Source organism: Nostoc sp. NMS8 (assembly GCF_017115045.1).
GTDB lineage: Bacteria > Cyanobacteriota > Cyanobacteriia > Cyanobacteriales > Nostocaceae > Nostoc.
In genome coordinates, this window is the sequence record NZ_JABXKK010000031.1 from 19,476 (window position 1) to 37,411 (window position 17,936).

Sequence of the window (17,936 nt, forward strand, 5' to 3'; positions counted from 1 at the left end):
TTAATGGTAATGGAGAGCTTTTTTACCCATGACTGAACCCCAAAAATTGACAACTGCTGACGGTATACCTGTTGCCGATAACCAGAATTCACTTACGGCTGGATCGCGTGGGCCTGTATTAATCCAGGATTTTCATCTCTTAGAAAAGCTGGCTCATTTCAACAGAGAACGTATTCCTGAAAGAGTTGTCCACGCCAAAGGTGCGGCGGCTCACGGCACTTTGACTATCACCAATGACATCACTCGCTACAGTAAAGCCAAACTTTTTTCTGAAATTGGTAAGAAAACGGAACTTCTCTTGCGTTTTTCTACCGTTGGTGGAGAAAAAGGTTCAGCAGATGCCGAGCGCGACCCTAGAGGTTTTTCCCTGAAGTTTTATACTGAGGAGGGTAACTGGGATCTTGTAGGTAACAATACCCCTATTTTCTTCATCCGCGACCCTTTGAAGTTTCCTGATTTTATCCATACCCAAAAGCGCAATCCCCAAACCAATTGCAAAGACCAGAATGCAAAGTGGGATTTTTGGTCACTCAGTCCAGAATCGCTTCATCAGGTGACGATCCTGTTTTCAGATCGGGGAATTCCCAAAACCCATCGACACATGGACGGCTTTGGTAGTCATACTTTCAGTTTAATTAATGCTGAAGGCGATCGCGTTTGGTGTAAATTTCACTTCAAGACTCTGCAAGGACATCAAACTTTGACAGAGGAAGAATCGGCTAAAATTAAGGGCGAAGATCCCGATCATGCGACTCACGATTTGTTTGAAGCGATCGCTCAAGGTGACTATCCCAAGTGGCGGATGTCTATTCAGGTGATGACTGACGAGCAAGCGGCAAAACATCCAGATAATCCTTTTGACTTGACCAAAGTTTGGAAGCACTCAGAATATCCTTTAATTGAAGTCGGGATATTAGAGCTAAATCGTAACCCTGAGAATTATTTTGCCGAAGTAGAGCAAGCCGCTTTTAGCCCTAGTGCAGTAGTTCCTGGCGTTAGTTTCTCTCCAGACAAAATGCTGCAAGCTCGAATTTTTTCTTACCCAGATGCTCAACGGTATCGCTTGGGTGGTAACTATCAGCAACTACCTGTTAACCAGCCCAAATGTCCAGTGATGCATTATCAGCGAGATGGCTTTATGGCACCGGGGAACAATCACGGTAGCGTTCCTAACTATGAACCGAATAGTGCTGAGGGTACGCCCAAAGAAAATCCAGCTTATGCAGAACCACCTAGTCATTTGGGTGATGTCACAGTCGATCGTTACAGTCATCGTGAAGGAAACGACGATTACACCCAAGCAGGTAATCTGTATCGGTTACTAACTCCTGAACAGCAAGAGCGTCTCGCTAAAAATATTGTCGGTAGTCTCTCTCAAGCAAAGCAAGACATCCAAATGCGCCAACTCTGCCACTTTTTTAGGGCAGATGTTTCCTATGGTAGTCGTGTAGCTGAGGAGTTAGGCATTTCAATTGATCCCTCAATATTTTCTGCTCATGCTCAACCAGTAGGTAACTGGTAGCCTTGTAGTTTCATGGGCTGTGTTATGCACACTTAGCTCCCCGACTTCTTTAAGAAGTCGGGGAGCTAATAGACATGTCCAAAAATGAAATATGCGTTACCCATAACCCTTGTAGAGACGTAGCACTGCTACGTCAAAACAATTCTTTTTCGGAGATGTCTAATAAATGAAAACTGTTTCTAGGTTTGCTGCTATTTAAGGCAGATATCGATTCATCCGTACCCAATCTTGAGTTGAGCCAACATTGGGATTTTCACTGGAGTCAAGAGTACCATATATTTGTCCTTGACGATTTATCCAATAGTAGTTGTAGTTTGTTGATAACTCGACGGTTGGATAGCCGTAAGGATTTGTCCAAGTTGTGACATTGCCCAGATTCTCACGAAATTGGAAGTTTTGGCGATCTATAGACTCACCTCGTTGGCGGTTTACTTCATCCCAGGTATGCTTCGACCATTCGCGGTATTCCCTATGCCTTTGCCCCTCAGTTTGCGAGATTTCTAGGTTCTGCGCCATAATCCCTTGTATGCCGAAGGCTGCCCCATTTGTTGCTGAAACCTGAGATGCTACTTGTGGCAACCATGAAGCATAATTAGCCCAATGTGATTGGTGAGATGCTGCACAAGTCATCACCATCGTACACAGGTTGTAGCTATATGCAGCGCTGCACTTGGCTATTCCTTGATAGGGGATACCATTGTAGATGTATGTGCAATCAAACTCATAAGCAACTGTGCATCCAGCAATCGGTTGAGCTTGGCGGGGTTGGCTCATTTGCAGTTGATAGGGCTGCATTGCCAACAACTTCTCGTAGACGAACTGCCAGGGGTTATAGTTTACTGGTAGTCCAGAATTTCCCACCATAATCGTCAAAGCAGCATTGTCTGGCGAAAATAGGACAACGGCAAATTGTCCATCCTCAACCACTCGCCAACCACTTGGCACTACATAGTTAAAGTAATTTCCGCGTCGGATTTCCAGCGAACCAGGGGTGGGAAAAGAAGACTGATTATAGTTGTACATTTAGCTTTGTAGCAAACATCGGGATTAATACTGGATACATCTTGAGTATGGGGTTTTACGCACTGGGTTGCAACTTTTCCTCTCTTCGAGACGTTAAAAAACGCGATTTATCGCCGTCTTTACAATAATTCGCGAGCGCTTTATTTTGCTTTAGGGACTTCCAAATTAAAAAAAATATTTAATTAACTCTTGTGGGGTGGGCAACATGAGCGCCTATTATGGACTGGGCGCTCATATTGCCTGGATAATTTATTTCTTGGAGTTTCCTTAGTGCGATCGCCACTTTCAAGCGGAGGCAGATGTCTCTGGGCTGAGTATTCTCTAACCATTTGCTAATCCTTGGAGTTGCCGGATATTTCTGAACTTTAGCAAATCTTCAGTTATCAGTTAAAATTTGTTGATTTGCTGCTTTTATCAAATTCCAAAAATTATAAAACTTAATGTTAATTGTCATCTTATGTTTTACTGTGCGATGCTGTATTCGCCCAGGTAAACATTGCCTACAGTTGATGCTGCATAACAGAGTCCAACTAGCTATTATTAGCTAAGTGGTATGTCAGATACAACCGCAATACCATTTAGTTAGCAGTCTTTATCAACTGCTTACACTCGCACCGATAAAAATTAGTTTGATTTACTTTTTATTTTCTACTCTCTATTTTGATAACCATTACCTAAAAGTTCTCTAACTAGGTACGGGATACAAAAAATACAAAAAATTCCTCAATATTCCAGATTAAGGATAAGGCTATGGCAACCGAACAGTTGACTAGAGACAGCGACAATTTAGATTTAAATCAGCTATTAAGAACGCTGAATGCTGTTAAACACGGTGACTTCTCGGCTCGGATGCCCATAGACCATACTGGTGTGGCGGGGAAAATTGCTGATACCCTCAATGATATTATCGATAAAAATCAGCAGATGGCAACGGAGCTACAACGGATTGGTAACGTTGTCGGCAAAGAAGGCAAAATTGCCGATCGCGCCTCTCTCGGAGATGTTCGAGGCTCATGGTCAGATTGTGTGACTTCTGTCAATACTCTGATTACAGATTTAGTTCAGCCAACGGCTGAAACTACGCGTGTAATTCGGTCGGTAGCCAATGGTGACTTATCCCAAACGATCGCCACAGAAATTGATGGTAGACCTCTGCAAGGTGAGTTTCTCCAAACTGCGAATATTGTCAACACAATGGTAGAACGGCTCGGTTCCTTTGCATCGGAAGTTACCAGAGTTGCCCGTGAAGTGGGAACTGAAGGGAAGTTGGGTGTTCAAGCCGAAGTGCAAGGTGTGGCAGGCACTTGGAAAGATTTGACTGATAACGTTAACTTAATGGCGGGTAATCTCACAGGTCAAGTTCGCAACATCGCCGAAGTTGCCACCGCGATCGCAAATGGTGACTTATCCAAAAAAATCACTGTTAATGTCAAAGGTGAAATTCTCGAACTAAAAAACACTGTCAACACGATGGTGGATCAATTGAATTCTTTTGCATCGGAAGTAACACGAGTTGCCCGTGAAGTCGGAACTGAAGGGAAGTTAGGCGTACAAGCAGAAGTTAAAGGAGTGGCAGGAACTTGGAAGGATTTGACTGATAACGTTAACTTGATGGCAGGGAATTTAACAGCCCAAGTCCGTAACATTGCGGAAGTAACAACGGCAGTAGCGAATGGCGATTTATCCAAGAAAATCACTGTTGATGTCAAAGGCGAAATCTTAGAGTTGAAAAACACCGTCAATATCATGGTGGATCAACTTAATTCTTTTGCATCAGAAGTTACAAGAGTTGCACGTGAGGTGGGTGCAGAAGGAAAATTAGGCGGTCAAGCAGAAGTGCGCGGCGTAGCGGGTACGTGGAAAGATTTAACTGACAGCGTAAACTTCATGGCGGGAAGCTTGACGGCACAGGTGCGGAATATTGCCGAAGTTACTACCGCTGTGGCAAATGGCGACTTATCTAAGAAAATCACTGTGGATGTCAAAGGCGAAATTCTGGAGTTGAAAAATACCATTAATACAATGGTGGATCAACTTAATTCCTTTGCAAGTGAAGTAACGCGGGTAGCGCGGGAAGTGGGAACTGAAGGGAAGTTGGGTGTGCAAGCGCAAGTGCAGGGAGTAGCAGGTACTTGGAAAGATTTAACTGATAACGTTAACTTAATGGCGGGTAATCTCACTGGACAGGTGCGAAATATTGCCGAGGTTGCCACTGCGATCGCCAATGGCGATCTATCTAAGAAAATTACCGTCGATGTTAGAGGTGAAATCTTTGAACTCAAGAATACCATCAATATAATGGTGGATCAACTCAGTTCCTTTGCAAGTGAAGTAACACGAGTTGCGCGTGAGGTGGGAAGTGAAGGAAAACTGGGAGTCCAAGCCGATGTGCGCGGCGTGGCGGGTACTTGGAAAGATTTAACTGATAGCGTGAACTTCATGGCGGGAAGTTTGACGGCACAGGTGCGGAATATTGCGGAAGTAACTACGGCGGTTGCAACGGGCGACTTATCCAAGAAAATTACTGTGGATGTGAAAGGTGAAATTCTGGAGTTGAAAAATACCATCAACACAATGGTGGATCAACTCAATTCTTTTGCATCGGAAGTAACAAGGGTTGCCCGTGAGGTGGGAAGTGAAGGTAAACTGGGCGTACAAGCAGAAGTGCGTGGTGTAGCTGGGACTTGGAAGGATTTAACCGACAGCGTAAACTTCATGGCGGGAAGTTTGACGGCGCAGGTGCGGAACATTGCCGAAGTTACTACGGCGGTTGCAACAGGCGATTTATCCAAGAAAATCACTGTTGATGTCAAAGGTGAAATTCTGGAGTTGAAAAATACCATTAATACAATGGTGGATCAACTTAGTTCCTTTGCAAGTGAAGTGACGCGAGTTGCTCGTGAAGTGGGAACTGAAGGTAAATTGGGTGTACAAGCGGAAGTGAAAGACGTTGCCGGCACTTGGAAAGATTTAACCGACAGCGTGAACTTCATGGCGGGAAGCTTGACGGCACAGGTGCGGAACATTGCCGAAGTGACAACTGCGATCGCTAATGGTGACTTATCCAAAAAAATTACTGTTGCCGTCAAAGGCGAAATTCTGGAACTTAAAAATACCATCAATATCATGGTGGATCAACTTAATTCCTTTGCCAGTGAAGTTACAAGAGTTGCCCGTGAGGTGGGAAGCGAGGGTAAACTCGGCGTACAAGCAGATGTGCGCGGCGTGGCTGGAACTTGGAAAGATTTAACCGACAGTGTAAACTTCATGGCGGGAAGCTTAACGGCACAGGTGCGAAATATTGCCGCCGTTACCACCGCCGTAGCTAATGGCGACTTATCTAAAAAAATCTCTGTTGATGTCAAAGGTGAAATTTTAGAGTTGAAAAACACCGTCAACACAATGGTGGATCAACTCAATTCCTTTGCAAGTGAGGTTACAAGGGTTGCCCGTGAGGTGGGAACTGAAGGTAAGCTGGGCGTACAAGCCGAAGTTAAAGGTGTAGCCGGCACTTGGAAAGATTTAACCGACAGCGTAAACTTCATGGCGGGAAGCTTGACGGCACAGGTGCGGAACATTGCCGAAGTTACGACGGCGGTAGCTAACGGCGACTTATCTAAAAAAATCACCGTTGATGTCAAAGGTGAAATTCAGGAACTTAAAAACACCATTAACACAATGGTGGATCAGCTAAATTCCTTTGCATCGGAAGTTACCAGGGTTGCCCGTGAGGTGGGAACGGAAGGTAAATTGGGTGTACAAGCTTACGTCAGAGGAGTAGCTGGGACTTGGAAAGATTTAACAGACAACGTTAACTCGATGGCGGGGAACCTTACCGGACAAGTTCGCAACATCGCGGAAGTTACGAAAGCGGTAGCAAATGGCGACCTTTCTAAGAAAATTACTGTTGATGCCAGAGGCGAAATTTTAGACTTGAAGAACACCACCAACACGATGGTAGATCAACTCAGTTCCTTTGCATCGGAAGTAACGCGGGTGGCGCGAGAAGTGGGAACTGAAGGAAAGTTGGGCGGACAAGCGCAAGTCCAAGGTGTGGCGGGGACTTGGAAAGATTTAACTGATAACGTGAACTCAATGGCGGGGAACCTCACAGCACAAGTGCGCGGTATTGCCAGAGTTGTCACCGCAGTTGCTAACGGTGACTTGAAACGAAAACTGATGTTAGATGCCAAGGGAGAAATTGAAACCTTGGCAGAAACAATCAACGAGATGATTGATACTCTGGCGACATTTGCCAATCAAGTAACCACAGTGGCGCGAGAAGTGGGAATTGAAGGGAAGTTAGGCGGACAAGCGAGAGTACCTGGTGCGGCTGGAACTTGGAAAGATTTGACAGATAATGTCAATGAACTTGCTGCTACACTGACAACTCAGTTGCGAGCGATCGCAGAAGTTGCTACAGCTGTAACTAAAGGTGATTTAACTCGTTCAATTGCCGTCGAAGCACTAGGGGAAGTAGCAATCCTCAAAGATAATATCAACCAGATGATTGCCAACCTGCGAGAGACAACGCAGAAAAATACTGAACAAGATTGGTTGAAAACTAACTTAGCCAAGTTTACCCGAATGCTCCAAGGTCAGCGAGACTTGGAAACCGTATCTAAACTAATTCTCTCAGAATTAGCGCCCTTGGTAGGAGCGCAACACGGCGTATTCTTCCTGATGGAGTCTGTTGAACATACACCGTATTTGAAACTAATCAGTAGCTACGCTTACCGCGAACGCAGACATCTAGCTAACCGCTTCCAATTGGGTGAAGGTTTGGTGGGACAATGCGCCTTAGAAAAAGAGCGAATACTGCTGACGGAAGTACCGAACGATTATGTCAAAATTTCCTCTGGTTTAGGAGAAGCCACGCCTCTGAATGCCGTGGTGTTACCTGTACTTTTTGAAGGACAGGTGACAGCAGTCATTGAATTAGCATCTTTCCGCCGCTTTAGCGAAATTCATCTGACATTCTTCGACCAGCTTACCGAAAGTATTGCGATCGTTCTCAATACGATCGCCGCATCGATGCGAACTGAAGAATTACTCAAACAATCACAATCTTTAGCTGAAGAACTCCAAACCCAGCAAAGCGAACTCCGCGAAACCAACAAACGCTTAGAACAACAAGCCCAATCACTCAAAACCTCTGAAGATTTACTCAAAGGACAGCAAGAGGAACTCCAACAAACCAACGCCGAATTAGAAGAAAAGGCAGAGTTGTTGGCGATGCAAAAGAAAGAAGTCGAGCGCAAAAATCGGGAAATTGAACAAGCAAGACTATCTTTAGAAGACAAGGCTGAACAACTCGCCCTTTCCTCAAAATACAAATCAGAATTTCTCGCCAACATGTCCCATGAACTGCGGACACCGTTAAACAGCTTGTTGATTTTAGCGAAATTGTTGACAGATAACATCGATCGCAACCTCACCCCCAAGCAAGTCGAATACAGCCGAACAATTTATTCAGCCGGTAATGATTTGTTGACGTTAATCAATGACATTCTGGATCTCGCTAAAATTGAATCTGGAACGATGTCCATTGACATGATCCCAATGCCATTGGCAGAGTTGGGTGATGTGATTGAGCGCACCTTCCGGCAAATTGCTGAAAACAAAGGACTTGCCTTTACAATTGAATTCACTCCCGAATTGCCAAACGCCATCTATTCAGATGTCAAACGCTTACAACAGGTGTTGAAAAATCTCCTCTCCAACGCTTTTAAATTTACAGAGCAAGGAGAGGTACGCTTACGGATTGCGGTGGCGAAGCTAGGGTGGAGTCTCGGCCACGAAACCTTAAATACTGCCCAGCTTGTGATTGCCTTCTCAGTCAGCGATACAGGCATTGGCATTGCCCCCGAAAAACAGAAAGTGATTTTTGAAGCATTCCAACAAGCCGATGGCTCTACCATTCGTAGATACGGCGGCACCGGATTAGGCTTATCAATTAGCCGCGAAATCGCCCGTCTCTTCGGCGGCGAAATTAAACTCATCAGTCAGCCCGGTGAAGGTAGCACCTTTACATTCTACTTACCACAATTTAGTGCTGTTAACGATAGCGGGGCGTTGAGCCAGTTCCGAGTGCAGAGTCCTGAGTCTAGATCGACACTTCTCACTCCTTACTCCCCACTCCTCACTCCCCACTCAGCACTGATTAATGACGATCGCACCACCATTGAAAGAGGCGATCGCGTGTTATTAATTGTCGAAGATGACGTTAATTTTGCGCGTATCCTTCTAGATATGGCGCAACAGCAAGGATTCAAGGTGATAGCTGCCCAAACTGGCAGTACAGGTTTGATGCTAGCGCAGCAATTTCTACCTTCAGCCATTTTGCTAGATATCCGGTTGCCAGAAATGGATGGTTGGACAGTATTGGATCGTCTAAAACATGACCCAAATACCCGCCACATCCCCGTACATATCATGACAGTTGAAGAAGGGAGACAACGCGGTTTACAACTAGGTGCGATCGCATATCTGCAAAAACCCTTAACCAGCGAGACAATATCCGAGGCGTTGAGCAAAATTAAAGGTTTTGTTGAACGCCAAGTGAAAAATTTGTTAGTAGTCGAAGACGATGACACTCAACGGCTGAGTATTGTTGAGTTAATTGGCAACAGCGATGTTTCAACTACTGCTGTCGCTAATGGTACAGCAGCTCTAGAAGCGATTCGCACCCAGCATTTTGATTGCCTCGTCCTCGATTTAGGACTACCCGACATGACCGGCTTTGAATTGATTGAGCAAATAAAGCTTTTACCTCACGGCAAAACTTTACCAATTATTGTCTACACAGGTAGAGAAATTAGCAAAGCTCAAGAAACAGAACTCAGACGAATTGCCGAAACAATTATTATTAAAGATGTGCGATCGCCCGAACGTCTCCTCGATGAAACTGCATTATTTTTACACCGAGTCCAAGCAAATTTACCAGCACCCAAGCGCCAAATTCTTGAACAACTGCATTCACAAGACTACTTACTCACTGGCAAAAAAGCGCTAATTGTAGACGACGATATGCGGAATATCTTCGCTCTTACCAGTATGTTGGAGCGTTATCAAATCCAGGTTGTATATGCTGAAAACGGCAGAGAGGGAATTGCCTTGTTACAAAATACACCGGATATTGATGTGGTGTTGATGGATGTGATGATGCCAGAAATGGATGGTTACGAAACAACACGCGTAATCCGCCAAAACGAGCAATTTAAATCTTTGCCGATTATTGCACTGACCGCTAAAGCCATGCAAGGCGATCGCGAGAAGTGTATTGAAGCCGGTGCATCAGACTACATTACTAAACCTGTAGATACCGAACAATTGCTGTCGCTGTTGCGTGTTTGGCTATATCGTTAATGACGCGATCGCCCTCACCAATTTCTCTGGATCTACAGGCTTAGAGATATGCTGCTGAAATCCCGCAGCGATCGCTTGTTGCTGATCTATCTCACCAGCATAAGCAGTTAAAGCGATCGCGGGAATTGTCCCGCCTTGCTCTGGTTCCAAACTCCTGATCTGTCGCATCAGCATATAGCCATCCATTTCTGGCATCCCAATATCGCTGACGATCAGATTTGGCTGGGATTGACTTAATGCTGTTAAAGCCGCAATGGCTGAGGCGGCAACGGTAACAGTTGCACCATATTGCTCCAGCATGAAGGGCAAAAATTCTCGCATATCTGCGTCATCATCCACCACCAGAATCTTTAAGCCAGACAAAGGCAAAGATTGAGCCGCCACCAGTGAAGAGTTATCTTCTACATCCCTAATTTCTTTGTTTTTATCCTGTAAATATGGAAATCTGACGGTGAAAGTTGCTCCTTTACCTTCGCCCAGACTTTCTGCTTGCACAGTTCCCCCGTGAAGTTCTACGAGATGACGGACGATCGCTAATCCTAAACCTAAGCCGCCAAATTTGCGAGTTGTGGCACCATCTGCTTGACGAAAATAATCAAAGACGAATGGTAAGAACTCAGGTTCAATTCCCTTCCCTGTATCAGTTATGCAGATTTGTACTTGTAAGCCAACTTGCTCTAATTTAATTTTTACCTGTCCACCGATGGGAGTAAACTTAATGGCATTAGAAAGAATATTCCAAATGACTTGTTGTAATCGATTGGCATCACCTAAAACTTCTCCGATACCAGATTTAAAAATTGTCTGAATCTGCATAGATTTAGCCTCTGCCGATAAACGCACTGTCTCGATCGCAGCTTCAATGACTGATATCAAATTAATCCGGTCGAAGTTGAGATTAAGTTTACCCTGAAGGATGCGGGAAACATCCAGCAAATCTTCAATTAATTGAGTTTGTAACTTGGCATTGCGCTCAATAGTTTCTAGGGCGCGATCGCTGGTTGCTTGGTCAAGTTTGCGACTCCGCATCAGTTTTGCCCAACCCAGAATCGGGTTGAGTGGTGTTCTCAATTCATGAGACAGCACAGCTAAAAATTCATCTTTGACGCGATTTGCGCTTTCAGCAGCGCTTCTTGCCGTTAGTTCGGCTTCGTAGAGATGGGCGCGAGCGATCGCCTGGGCGCATTGTTGAGCAACAGCCAAGAGAAATGCTTGATCTTCTCCACTAAGTTGTTGAGGCTGGGCAAATCCCAAACTTATACCGCCAACTGCCCAACCTTCTACCATCAATGGAATAGAAATCCAGGCATTAAAATCATATTGGGCATAAAATTCTGCTAAATGTGGGTAATGAGCTACCCGATTTTCTGTTGTTTGTGCCCAAATAGGTTTCCCAGTCCGCACCGCTTCTGCTAAGGGAGAGGGTGAATCGATGGCAAAAATACGCCAAGTATTCACCAAATCCTGGTTATAGCCAACTGCACGTACAATTTCCAGTTCCGTTTTACTTTCATTCACCAAAGCAACAAGGGCAGAACTAGCTCCCAATGCAGCCATGCTCTGCTCTACAATCACATCAGAGACTTGGGCTGGTGTCAAAGATTCTGAAAGGGCAGCCGTGATCGATTGGAGACGGGCAATGCGCTCTAATGCTCTTTCTGCCGTTCTTTGTGCTTGCTGCGCTTCTTGATAAAGGCGGGCATTATCGATCGCGATCGCCGCTCGATGGGCAATATCTTCCGCTAATGACAAGTCAGTTGTGTTGTAACGACGCTCTGATTCAGCAGTAAAAAAGGAAATTGCCCCAAAAACTTTTTCACGTGCCATTAACGGCACCATTATACATGACTTTAAACCGATTTCACGTATAATCCTTAGATGTTCTGCATCTGGGATGCCTTTTACTAATAGTGCATCTGAGATTTCAGTTACCATTTCAGGAATTCCTGTACGCAGCACCTTAGGCACACCTCCAGGTTCATCCAATTTTCTTGGATAACGCTGATGAAGTTCCCAGCCGAGTATAACTTTCTCTGGATCTCGGTGAGCAACTGCTACCCGATTAATAAATTGGTTGTCTTCCAGCAGATCAACGCTACACCAATCAGCAAAGAAAGGCACAACCAGATTTGCCACGCTTGCTAGCGTACTTTCGTAATCAAGGGAAGAAGCGAGGGTTGCACTGACTTGAGCTAAAAACCCGGCTCGTTGTTGATCGGCCTCTGCTTCCAGTAGAGCGGTTTGCTCTTTAATCAGTTGGATTCGTTCGGCTTCCGATTGTTTCCGATTGGTGATATCAAGCACAACACCACTCATGTGTGTGGCTTTACCAGCTTCGTTGAAAAAGACTTTTCCCCGACAGGCTGCGTAGCGGATACTGCCGTCATCCCAAATAATTCGATATTCTAAATTATGCTCCACACCTTCGTTAATAGCTCGACTCAACGATTGAGCCAGCAATCCGCGATCGCTTGGATGCAGACGAGCTAAAATTGCTTCAGAAGTGCCAGCAAAGGTTTCCGGTGTTAACCCAAATAGTTGATAAATTTGCTCATCCCAATCAAAGCGATCGCTGCTAATATCCCAACTCCAAACACCGATTTTGGCAGATTTCAACGCCAAATTGAGTTGTGCTTTGCTGTCTTCTAAACCTTGATAAAGACGAGCATTTTCTAGAGAAATAGCAATTTGAACTGTCAATATTTCTAACACATAAAGTTTTTCCTGTGTAAAAGCACTGGAGATCAGATTATTTTCTAAATATAAAATACCAAGTAATTTTGCCTGCCGGGCGATCGGCAAACAAAGTACAGATTTAGGTTGTTTTTGAATTACATACTCATCCTTAGAAAACAAATTATGCTCAGTAGCATTTTGCAAAATCACTGTTTCTTGAGTTCGCTGAACGTAATTCAGTATTGATTGCGGAATAACCTGAGAAATTTCACCCTCTAATATAGGTCGAGAAACATTGAGCTTTTCTGCTTGGCGATTAACCTTAGCTTCTACTTCAATCACCAGATTTTGTTCATGTTCAAGCAACAAATAACCGATTTCTGCTCCTGCTTGCTCGATCGCGATTTGCATTAATGTCTTCAACAACCGTGAAAAAACAATCTCACTACTTATAATTTGAGAGGCTTTAACTACTGACAAAAAATCCAACTGCTCACCTGTGGTGATAAACGTGCCATTAGAGACAAGCTGTTGTTGTGGCAATAGCTGAGGATAGGATTCTTCGAGGTGCTTGACTTTGGGAAATGCCTCCCAGCGCACGTAAGCATTTTTAGCTGCTTCCAAATAAGTTTTGCCAATTAATTCAAACTCTCGCTCCAAGTAGAACTTAGCCGCTAGCTCATTAGCCAGGGCTTCATATTGCCCAAATCCCTGCTCACGGGCTGAAGCAATTGATTGCTCATACAGGCGCATTGCTTCCAAATCTCGACCTTCAAGCCGAGCTATTTCAGCAGCTACTAATTGAGACTTGTGTAAAAAGTTGGCAGAGCAGTGGTTAGCCCAATATTGCAATTGTTGCTGATGGAATTCTAAAGTTTGCAAAAACTGTTCTTGCTCTTGATTGGATACTGTTGAATAAAGAGCCGTTAGAGTCAGTGAGTAATATAAAATGTAATCTGTTTCAATTGGTAACGCCAGTGTTGTAACTGGAAATTTAGATAATTCTAAGGCAGATTTAAATGCTTCTGTATATTGTCGATATGTAAAAAAGATAATTAATTTGATAATGTGATAAAAAATAATCCCACTGACGAAACCTGCATCTGTAATTACAGATAAAGCGTGTAATTCATCAAAACCATCATTACTTAGAGTTAGTTTGTGATGAGTAAGTCCGCGCAGATTCATCAGAAGCATCTGCTGTAATCTGATTGTCTGATAAACAGCTTCATGTTTCGACTGACGGGCAAATGTAGTGTATTTCTCTAGAGATTTGTATGTATCTCCAAGTGGATATCCTAACTGGATAATTTGCCACGAGCCTTGATAGCCGTTGTAATTTGCCATCGTTATATCACCTGCTTCCACACAACCGATAAATCCCCGCTCTAAAAAGGGAATATCGCTGGCAATATGGTTACACCAAACGTTAATATGACTTCCATGAATGTGTAAAACAACTCCTCTAAGTTTCAAGTCATGAAACTTTTCATTCAATTGAATGCTCATCTGAGAAAATGCATAACCTGTGGGAATATCATGGAAGATGGAAACTAACAACATGGCGTACATACTGTAAGCAAAACAGGAATCTTCCGTATTACCAAACTTGAGGGAGTAATTAACAGCTTGAAGTACAACTAAGGGAAAGAGATTGGGTCTACCTAGATAAGTAGGTGGGCCCAAAGTGGTCAATAAACTAATCAGTGTCTTAATATTTGGATCTTGGATTACCGGAGCATTAATTAAATCAGAGATTTGTCTATTACCTAAATTTATTAATACCTGATTTTTTTCAATTTCGATTCCACCTTCCACTTCCTCATTTGTATCAGGGAATATCACCCCAAAAAGTTTTAAAGCTTCTAATCCTAATATCAGTGCCTCTTCATATCTACCTGCAACTTGATAAAGTCTGATTTGCAGCATATAAATATTAGATTTATCTAGATGAGATTTTGCTTTCAGCAATAAGAGATCAAATAATTCTTCCGCTTGCTCTAAATTTCCGGTTAAGAATTCACACTCAGCTTGTTCTCTAAACAAAATAAATGTTTGTTCGTATTGTTCAAACCAGGTATTTTCAGCCAAAAGATTCATAGCAACGCTAAAAAATCTTTTTGCAGGAGTATAGGCTGTAGAAGCTTTTGCCTTTTTACCAGCGATTAAATTCAATCGCACCAGTTCATTTTTTTCTGTTTGTTCAATAATTAGATTCACTGCGAGATTGAGTTGATTGACTAAATCAAAAATTTGCTCGCCTACTTGTTCAGGATTAGCATTTCTCAGTAAAAGTTGCCCAATTTTCAGGTGAACAGCCGACTTTGATTCATCGGCAATTAAGGCATAAGCAGCTTGTTGAACTCGGTCATGGTAGAAACGATAGTTTTTATGAACACTTTCATCTGACTCAATAGCAATAATTAATCCTCTTAAAATTGCTTCAACAAGTGCATTTGCTGTTTCTGTAATAGACTGTTCCCCAACAAGTGCCAAAACTTCTAAATCAAAACGATTCCCGATGCAGGAGGCTAATTTAAGCACCTGTTGAGTTGCAGGTGGCAGTTTTTGCATCCGCCTAATCATCAGACTGACAATATTATCTGTAATCCCTTGGGCTTCAATCTCAGCTAGATTCCATTGCCACCCCCCTTTTACCCCCATCTGTCCCCCCTTACCAAGGGAGTCAAAATTCAGCAAATTTTCTTGATGCAATGTTTTGAGAAACTCGTTAACAAAGAAAGGATTACCATCAGTTTTTTGGGTAATCAATTGAGCCAGAGGTTCTACTTGTTCTGCTGAACTATGTAAGGTATCGGCAATCAACTGATTGACATAGACAAGATTTAACGGTGTCAGCAGAATTTCGGTCGTTCTTGCTCCATACTGCCGAACCTTATCTATCATCAAATTAAAGGGATGCACAACATCTACTTCGTTATCTCGATACGCCAAAATGAAGCAGAGATACTGGATAGTAGAGCCAGTAATAATAGTTTCAATTAAATTTAAAGTAGCGGTGTCTGCCCACTGCATATCATCTAAAAAAACAGTGAGGGGATGTTCTTTTTTAGCAAAGACGCTGATAAAATTCTGAAACACCAAGTTGAATCGATTTTGAGATTCAGCCGGTCCCAACTCTGGGATAGCAGACTGTTCTCCAACAATTAGTTCAACTTCTGGAATTACATCTGTGATTAGCTTACCATTGTTCCCTAAAGCTGCTTTTATTTCCTGTTTCCAGGTAGAAAGTTTATCTTCTGGTTCAGTTAAAATTTGTCGAGCAAGTGTTTTAAAAGCTTGCACAATCGTGGAATAAGGAATGTCTCGTTTGTATTGATCAAACTTGCCAGAGATAAAAACCCCACGTTCTCTAACAATGGGTTTGTGAATCTCCTTCACCAGAGAAGATTTACCAACGCCAGCATAGCCAGAAACTAATACGAGTTCTGGTTTTCCTTGGCTCACAACTCGCTCAAATGCTTGCAAAAGCTTGGAAATCTCTGGTTCTCGCCCATACAATTTTTGGGGAATTTGAAAGCGTTCTGAGATATCTTGCTGACCTAAAACAAAGGATTTAATTTCTCCGGTTGTCTCTAATTGCTTCAAACACTTTTCTAGATCAAATTGCAAACCTAAAGCGCTCTGATATCTCTGTTCTGCAACCTTCGACAGCAATTTCATGGTAATCTCACAGAGTATTTGAGGAATATCAGAGTTCAGTTTATTTGGATTTAACGGAGATTTAGCAATATGACAATGCACCCACTCTAAGGGGTCTTTACCTTGAAATGGTAGCTGACCTGTGAGCATTTCATAAAAGGTGACTCCCAGCGAATACAAATCGCTGCGATGGTCAATCCCTCGATTCATTCGCCCGGTTTGCTCAGGTGATAAATAAGGTAAACTGCCCTCAATGCGACTGGAACTGCTAACTATTTGCTGTTGGTAGGGAATGAAAGCAGCAATTCCAAAATCGGCAATTTTTACCTGATTAGTTTTGAGGTTAATTAAAATATTTTGCGGCTTAATATCCTTGTGGACAATCTTATGAGTGTGGATTTGGGCGAGTTTACTGGTGATTTCAATGGCAATCTTCAGAAACGGCACAGGTTGTTGAAATTGGTCTAGAAATTGGTCGAGCGATCGCGCCTGAAAATCCTCCATAATTAAATAAGGGATTCCCTGATGCATCTCTAAGGCGTAGGCTTTGACTGCTGCTGTGGTATTTAACCTTTGTGCTATCGCATACTCATGTTTGAGTTGTTCAATATTATTGGGTGTACACTGTTCTGGACGTAGCCCTTTGATAATTACCGGACACTGGTCTTCAACCTTAATTCCACGATATATGACTGCTTTTACCCCTGCTTTTAACAAAGTGACAATTTTAAATCCGGGTAATGCAATCATGATGCCAAATACTCCAGCCGTGTTTCTTCAGGGATAATCCGAGCCTAATTGTATTTTAGATATATTTCCTGGGGCAGATGAAATTTAGATAATATCCGATGCGGATAATCACTTCTGCTGACTCTACAGACAAAAATAAGCTACCATTCAAGCAGAGTAAGCATTTCCCGCTCATAAACTCCCCATGTTTGATAACCTGCAAACCCAAATTTACCAACTAGAACAATTTGCTAACAGCCTCGTTTCTAACCAACTGACACACCTTAGCGTAGTAAGCGTTGGCATCATCTTTGCAGCTGGCTTGCTCACCAGTCTCACACCCTGTATGCTTTCCATGCTGCCAATTACCATTGCTTACATCGGCGGTTATGAAGCCAAAAGCCGCTTGCAAGCTGCTGCCCAATCAACTTGGTTTGCTCTAGGTTTAGCAACTACATTGGCAGGGCTAGGAATTCTAGCAGGTTTAGTTGGAAAAGTCTACGGTCAAGTGGGAATTGGTTTGCCGATTATCGTCAGCATTATTGCCATTCTCATGGGGCTGAACTTATTAGAAGCACTGCCTATACAATTTCCATCCTTGAATGAAACCAATTGGATTTCGCCAGATTTGCCAACAGGATTGCGTTCCTATTTGCTAGGACTGACTTTCGGCTTAGTGGCATCCCCTTGTAGCACCCCTGTTTTAGCGAGCCTGTTAAGTTGGATTGCTAGTACACAAGACTTAATTTTAGGCGCTATTTTGCTACTGTCTTACACAGCAGGTTATGTAGCACCGTTAATTTTGGCGGGTACTTTTACAGCTTCAATTAAAAAATTACTAGAATTGCGTCGCTGGTCTGGTTGGATTAACCCAGTTAGTGGGGCACTATTGGTAGGATTCGGTGTATTTTCCTTAATTTCTCGGATTCCCCTCGGCAGTCTTTAATATCAATAC

The 17,936-nt window shown here is 43.2% G+C and carries 5 protein-coding genes; 3 read left to right on the plus strand and 2 right to left on the minus strand.

The annotated features are described in order from the left end of the window. Positions 1-28 precede the first annotated feature (28 nt). Positions 29-1,522, plus strand: coding sequence for a catalase (locus tag HWQ39_RS03605; RefSeq protein ID WP_292841702.1), 1,494 nt, complete (start codon positions 29-31; stop codon positions 1,520-1,522). A 195-nt stretch (positions 1,523-1,717) separates the two neighbouring features. Here HWQ39_RS03605 and HWQ39_RS03610 read toward each other — a convergent pair whose 3' ends face one another. Next, positions 1,718-2,545 (minus strand): hypothetical protein, encoded by an 828-nt coding sequence (locus HWQ39_RS03610; protein WP_292841705.1) that lies wholly within the window; start codon positions 2,543-2,545, stop codon positions 1,718-1,720. Positions 2,546-3,295: 750 nt separating this feature from the next. On the opposite strand from HWQ39_RS03610, the gene HWQ39_RS03615 reads away from it, so the two are divergent. Further along, positions 3,296-9,913, plus strand: a complete 6,618-nt coding sequence (locus HWQ39_RS03615; RefSeq protein WP_292841708.1) for a HAMP domain-containing protein — start codon at positions 3,296-3,298, stop codon at positions 9,911-9,913. Here HWQ39_RS03615 and HWQ39_RS03620 read toward each other — a convergent pair. Beyond that, positions 9,902-17,002 (minus strand): AAA family ATPase, encoded by a 7,101-nt coding sequence (locus HWQ39_RS03620; protein ID WP_292841711.1) that lies wholly within the window; start codon positions 17,000-17,002, stop codon positions 9,902-9,904. The genes HWQ39_RS03615 and HWQ39_RS03620 overlap by 12 nt on opposite strands. A gap of 184 nt (positions 17,003-17,186) precedes the next feature. On the opposite strand from HWQ39_RS03620, the gene HWQ39_RS03625 reads away from it, so the two are divergent. Beyond that, on the plus strand, positions 17,187-17,927 hold the full coding sequence (locus tag HWQ39_RS03625) for a cytochrome c biogenesis protein CcdA (protein ID WP_292841714.1): 741 nt from the start codon (positions 17,187-17,189) through the stop codon (positions 17,925-17,927). The last annotated feature ends 9 nt before the right edge of the window (positions 17,928-17,936 follow it).

Bases quoted from the DNA above. Each gene is read 5' to 3' on its own strand.
- HWQ39_RS03605 (WP_292841702.1), top strand. From the start codon at position 29: ATGACTGAACCCCAAAAATTGACAACTGCTGACGGTATACCTGTTGCC.
- HWQ39_RS03610 (WP_292841705.1), bottom strand. From the start codon at position 2,545: ATGTACAACTATAATCAGTCTTCTTTTCCCACCCCTGGTTCGCTGGAA.
- HWQ39_RS03615 (WP_292841708.1), top strand. From the start codon at position 3,296: ATGGCAACCGAACAGTTGACTAGAGACAGCGACAATTTAGATTTAAAT.
- HWQ39_RS03620 (WP_292841711.1), bottom strand. From the start codon at position 17,002: ATGATTGCATTACCCGGATTTAAAATTGTCACTTTGTTAAAAGCAGGG.
- HWQ39_RS03625 (WP_292841714.1), top strand. From the start codon at position 17,187: ATGTTTGATAACCTGCAAACCCAAATTTACCAACTAGAACAATTTGCT.